Source organism: Acidaminococcus sp. BV3L6 (genome assembly GCF_000468835.1).
GTDB classification, from domain to species: Bacteria; Bacillota; Negativicutes; order Acidaminococcales; family Acidaminococcaceae; genus Acidaminococcus; species Acidaminococcus intestini.
In genome coordinates, this window is sequence record NZ_AWUR01000041.1 from 1 (window position 1) to 4757 (window position 4757).

Consider the following 4757-nt stretch of genomic DNA (forward strand, 5'->3'; position numbering starts at 1 on the left):
TTTTTTTATTCCAGGATTTTTATTTTTGTGCTCTGCGGGCAAATTGGACGGCTTCATGGGAAATGAGACCGCCGCAGGTATTGCCCAGGGCAATGACAAGGATTCGTCCCAAAGCGGCTAGGTCCATAGCGCCTGCTGTAAAGTAGTAGAACATGTCGGCAATGCTGTGTTCATAGCCGCTTAGGATGAAGACGGCAATCCCCAAAAAGATGGCGGCGTATTTTCCAATGGCGTGTGGAAAGGAACGATAGCCTTCAACTGCAAGGAAAACAAAGATGTTGCACAAGAACCCCAGAATGAAAAGGGAACCAAGACTGTCCGCATTCTTGACGGCAATCAGGACGGCTGCGGCTTTTTGTGTAAAACTGAAAAGCCGCGTACCTGACAGCAGGAGGGCCATCAGGCCGGCACCAATAAAATTGCCCCCTAAGATGACTGGGTACTCCCAATAGCTGCGCCAAGACCGTTCCCGGGCATAGCAGACCTTGCCTGTAAAAAGATGGAACCGGCATTCACAGACCGCAAATAGACCAATCGTAAAGAGCAGGGCGCCCAAGGCCTTACTGGTCTGCTGTAAGTATACCGCCCCGCCAAGGCCGATGGCAAAGCCTGCGCAGACCGCGGAACGGAAAAGTGTGAAGGGACTCATTGACGCTCCTTTAGGCTTTGCGAACCGAAACATAAATGAGAGAAACCGGCTTTTTGAGGGCGAGGACGAAGGCATCTGACCTGTCATCGCTGACATAGAGCGTGTCCCGCGTCAAGGAGTGTTCATTCAGGGTACTTCCCGTGAGGTCCTTTGCGTCTATAAAGGGAACGTAAAGAAAGCGGAAATCGGCAAGACCAAATTTTTTTGACGCATTGATGACGCTATAGGCGGCATGCATGCCTTTTTTATACATGACATTGAAATCAATGGCTTTTCCGATGGAATGGGTATGGTAGGCTCCATCAAAAAAGTCTTCTTCCAGGGGGGCAAGGGTCACCTTTTCCCCTGTTTCTTTGTAGGTGAGGGTAAAGCCTCCTTCAAGGGGCGTAATGATGCGTTGGTAATCCGGCAGAAGGGTGAAATCGGATGCTTCAAGGTCTACCGTCGCGGAACTGATGCGAAGGTCAAAGCGACGTTCCTTGTAGGAGCCATCACGGGGAAATAGGTAGAATTCAGTTGTCGTTCCGCCCGACCAGGTCGTCGAAACGGCGTCTTTTCTGGAAATTACTGATACTGTCATCGGGACACCTCGTTTCTTTATGGTAACCATTGAAAAGCAGGAACAGCCCTGCTGTGCTGTCGCTTCCATGCTATTGTGGAACCGTCAAATTTTAGTCAAAAGAAGTTTTTTTCGCTTTTTTTATTTTTCAGACGTTTCTTTGTCGGTCCCATCATAGAATGAAGTCGTTCAGAAAAAAGCCGTCCCTTTGGGGAACGGACATAACAGGTAAAATCTTATGGAGGTGCTCAAATGGCTAAAAAGTTGGTTGAATTTGTTCCGAATTTCAGTGAAGGCCGTGACAAAGCAAAGGTAGAAAAGATTGTTGATGAAGCCCGCAAGATTTCCGGGCTGAAGATCCTGGATTATTCCAGCGACCCTGACCACAATCGTTCCGTTGTTACCATCATCGGGTCTCCTGAAGCGGTAACGGAAGCTGCCATCAATATGGCAAAGGTAGCCATTGGTTTGATTGATATGCGTGAACATCATGGGGCTCATCCTCGTTTTGGTGCCGTTGATGTTGTTCCCTTTACACCGGTTATGGGCGTAACCATGGATGAATGTGTCGAAATCGCCAACAAGGTCGGTAAGGCTTATGGTGAAATGGGCATTCCTGTCTATCTTTATGAAGATGCCGCTACGAGTGAAGGTCGGCGCAACTTGGCTACGATCCGCAAAGGCCAGTACGAAGGCTTCTTTGATAAGATCAAGGAACCGGAATGGAAACCGGATTATGGCCCCAGCGAAATGAACGCTGTAAGCGGTTGCTCCGCCGTTGGCGCCCGCGTTCCCCTCATTGCTTTCAACGTCAACCTGCATACGCCGGATGTTGAAATCGCTCAAGCCATTGCTAAGAAAGTCCGCAATATCGGCGGCGGTCTTCACTATGTCAAGGCCATTGGCCTGAAGCTGGAAGACCGCAACATGACCCAGGTTTCCATGAACCTTGTCAACTATGAAAAGACCGCTGTTTACCGCGCCTTTGAAATGGTCAAGATGGAAGCCCGCCGTTATGGCGTTGCCGTAGCTGGTTCTGAAGTCATTGGGACGGTTCCTATGAAGAGCCTGCTTATGGCAGCTGAGTACTATCTCCAAATCGAAAACTTCGATATGGACGAAATCCTTGAAAAACGTCTGCTTGATGCAGAAGAATAAGCGGCCCGTATCTAGGAAGGGGGAACTATCGTGTTTAGCGATATCGAGATTGCACAAAAAAATGTTATGGAGCCAATCAGTAAGATTGCTGAAAAACTGGACATCCATCCCGAAGAACTGGAACAATATGGTCACTATAAAGCAAAGATTTCCCTTGATGTACTGAAACGCTTGGAAAAGAAACCCAATGGGAAATTGGTCCTGGTAACGGCCATCACGCCCACCCCTGCTGGGGAAGGTAAATCCACAACGAGCATTGGCCTTGTCCAAGCCCTTAACAAGATTGGCAAAAAAGCCATCGTAGCACTCCGCGAGCCTTCCTTAGGCCCTGTGTTTGGAATTAAGGGCGGTGCTGCTGGCGGCGGCTATGCGCAGGTTGTTCCTATGGACGATATCAATCTGCATTTTACGGGGGATATGCACGCTATTACGGCTGCCAATAATTTGTTGTCTGCCATGATTGACAACCATATCCATCAAGGCAACGAACTGCGGATCGATGCCCGTCAGATTTCTTGGCGCCGCGTCATGGATATGAACGACCGAGCCCTCCGTCACGTTGTTGTCGGTCTAGGCGGCAAACCCTGCGGTTTTGTGCGCGAAGACGGGTTCATGATCACTGTTGCTTCCGAAATCATGGCTATCCTTTGCCTGGCCCATGATATTGAAGACCTGAAGGAACGCTTTGGCCGTATTGTCATTGGCCCGGACCTTGATGGGAACCCGGTCTACGTTCATCAATTGGGCTGCGAAGGGGCTATGGCCATGCTCATGAAGGACGCCATCAAACCGAACCTCGTCCAGACGCTGGAACATACGCCGGCTATCATCCATGGCGGTCCATTTGCGAACATTGCCCACGGATGCAACTCTCTTCTTGCTACCAAGATGGCTCTTAAACTGGGTGATATTACCGTTACGGAAGCTGGTTTCGGTGCTGATCTTGGCGCTGAAAAATTCCTTGACATCAAATGCCATTATGGCAATATGTATCCTGACGCGGTTGTCGTTGTTGCTACAATCCGTGCCCTCAAGATGCATGGCGGCGTCAAGAAAACGGAACTGTCCCAGGAAAACGTCCAGGCTGTCAGCGATGGGTTTACGAACCTTGCCAAACAGGTCGAGAATATGCGCGGCTTTGGACTGCCGGTCCTGGTTGCCATCAATAAATTCGCTACGGATACACCGGCCGAAATCGATATGCTCCTTAAGAAATGCGAAAGCTACGGTGTGGATGTCAGCCTCAACGAGTGCTGGGAAAAAGGTGGCGAAGGCGGTATCGACATGGCAAACAAGCTGGTTGATCTGCTCGAACATGATACGTCCAAACCGGTTGAACTCTACGATGTAAACGATACGATTCCGCATAAACTTGAAGCGATTGTGACAAAGGTCTATGGCGGTGATGGGGTTGATTTTACGCCTAACGCCAAGAAACAGATCAAACTGCTCGAAGATTGGGGCCTTGATAAACTGCCTATCTGCGTGGCCAAGACCCAGTACTCCCTCAGTGACAACCCGGCCCTTCTGGGGGCACCCAAGGGGTTCCGGATCACTGTCCAGGATGTCCGTGTTTCCAATGGGGCTGGCTTCATTGTCTGCCAGACAAGCAATATCATGGTCATGCCAGGCCTGCCGAAGAAGCCGGCTGCTCTCAATATGGACATCGATGCATCAGGCAAGATTTCGGGTCTCTTCTAACATAACAGTAGGAAACGAGGAATCAAGATATGGAATTAAAGAAAATGACGGTGGAGGGATTCGTCCAGGAAACGAGTTCTTCTTCTCCCGCACCGGGCGGCGGCAGCATTGCTGCCCTGAATGCGGCTTCTGCTGCAGCCCTCATCGAAATGGTCGCTCATCTGACCCTTGGCAAGGAAAAATATGCAGCTGTGGAAAAGGAAATGAAGGAAGTGGCTGAAAAAGCAGCTTCCCTCAAGAATCAATTCCTGGCCCTCATTGACGAAGACAGCAATGCCTTCAATAAGATCATGGCAGCCTTCAGGATGCCTAAAGGGTCGGACGAGGAAAAGGCTGTTCGCAGCAAAGCCATCCAAGAAGCCACTAAGGGCGCTGCTCTGGTTCCTTTTAAAGTTGGTGAAACGGCGAATGAACTCTTTGCCCTGGCTGATGTGGTCATTACGCGCGGTAACACCAATGCTGTCACGGACGGTGCCGTGGCTGCGATGAACACTCGGGCCGCTGTCCGCGGTGCCTTCCTTAATGTCAAGATTAATTTGGGAAGCATTAAGGACCAGACTTTTGTAGATGACCTTAATGGTAAAATGGCCGCCATCGAGAAAGAAGTCGATGGGAAGGAACAGGCCCTTCTTGGCAAAGTCAATCTCTAAAAATAAAAGAACTGCCGCAGTGGTTGCGGCAGTTCTTTTT

5 protein-coding genes are annotated in these 4757 nt (G+C 49.8%); 3 read left to right on the top strand and 2 right to left on the bottom strand.

Annotation, left to right across the window (positions count from 1 at the left end; all coding sequences use genetic code 11):
- Window positions 1-19: 19 nt before the first annotated feature.
- Both HMPREF1246_RS07580 and HMPREF1246_RS07585 read right to left on the bottom strand, forming a co-directional pair.
- Complete coding sequence (locus tag HMPREF1246_RS07580) at window positions 20-649, bottom strand: formate/nitrite transporter family protein (protein ID WP_009016038.1); 630 nt, start codon at window positions 647-649, stop codon at window positions 20-22.
- Between the two features lie 10 nt (window positions 650-659).
- On the bottom strand, window positions 660-1229 hold the full coding sequence (locus HMPREF1246_RS07585) for a HutD family protein (RefSeq protein ID WP_016459973.1): 570 nt from the start codon (window positions 1227-1229) through the stop codon (window positions 660-662).
- A 231-nt stretch (window positions 1230-1460) separates the two neighbouring features.
- On the opposite strand from HMPREF1246_RS07585, the gene ftcD reads away from it, so the two are divergent.
- From ftcD to HMPREF1246_RS07600, 3 genes are read left to right on the top strand one after another with little or no spacing between them, the layout of a single operon-like run.
- On the top strand, window positions 1461-2366 hold the full coding sequence (ftcD, locus tag HMPREF1246_RS07590) for a glutamate formimidoyltransferase (protein ID WP_009016040.1): 906 nt from the start codon (window positions 1461-1463) through the stop codon (window positions 2364-2366).
- Window positions 2367-2396: 30 nt separating this feature from the next.
- Window positions 2397-4067, top strand: a complete 1671-nt coding sequence (locus HMPREF1246_RS07595) for a formate--tetrahydrofolate ligase (protein WP_021737159.1) — start codon at window positions 2397-2399, stop codon at window positions 4065-4067.
- Between the two features lie 29 nt (window positions 4068-4096).
- A complete protein-coding gene (locus tag HMPREF1246_RS07600) occupies window positions 4097-4717 on the top strand; it encodes a cyclodeaminase/cyclohydrolase family protein (RefSeq protein ID WP_009016042.1) in 621 nt (206 codons plus the stop codon).
- The last annotated feature ends 40 nt before the right edge of the window (window positions 4718-4757 follow it).